Here is a 793-nt window from a genome sequence, read left to right on the forward strand (position 1 = left end):
ACTATCATCGCCCGATGAAAACGACCCCTACACCCCATGATGCACTTTTTAAAAATTTCGTCACCAAACCCGAAACGGCTTATGATCTGCTGGATATTCACTTGCCACCCGCCCTGCGGAAAATCTGTGACCTGAAAACACTGCGGCTGGAGTCGGGCAGCTTTATTGAAAATGACCTGCGAGCCTACTACTCTGACGTGCTTTACTCACTAAAAATGCAGGGACAGGATGGCTATGTTTACGCGCTGATTGAGCATCAAAGCTCTCCTGACAAGCATATGGCTTTTCGCCTGATGCGTTATGCCATCGCCGCTATGCAGAGCCATCTTGATGCCGGACACGACCAACTGCCGCTGGTCATTCCTATGTTGTTCTATCATGGGATGGTCACGCCGTACCCGTACCCCATGAGCTGGTTACAAGCATTCAGCGCACCCACGCTTGCGGGGGAACTGTATGGCGGCAACTTTCCGTTGATTGATGTGACCGTTATCCCCGATGACGAAATCATGACACATAAGCGTGTCGCCTTACTGGAGCTGTTGCAGAAACACATTCGTCAACGTGACCTGTCCGAATTATCGGATGAACTGGTCAGGTTGTTATCGAACGGTTACACTAGCAAAGATCAGCTAATCTCTGTGATACATTACATACTACAAAATGGTGATACTGCTGAGCCGGAAAGGTTTATCCGCGATCTGGCCCCCCATCTGCCACAGCACGAGGAGGAACTTATGACGATTGCACAGAAATTGGAATATAAAGCCCATCAAGCAGGCCGAGTGGAAGG

At 49.7% G+C, this 793-nt stretch carries 1 protein-coding gene; it reads left to right on the forward strand.

The window, feature by feature from the left end; translation table 11 throughout:
- Positions 1-14 precede the first annotated feature (14 nt).
- Positions 15-793: Rpn family recombination-promoting nuclease/putative transposase (locus AEP37_RS23905; RefSeq protein WP_049615673.1), on the forward strand; the 779-nt coding region annotated here is incomplete at its 3' end.

Source organism: Yersinia pekkanenii (assembly GCF_001152565.1).
Taxonomy (GTDB): Bacteria; Pseudomonadota; Gammaproteobacteria; order Enterobacterales; family Enterobacteriaceae; genus Yersinia; species Yersinia pekkanenii.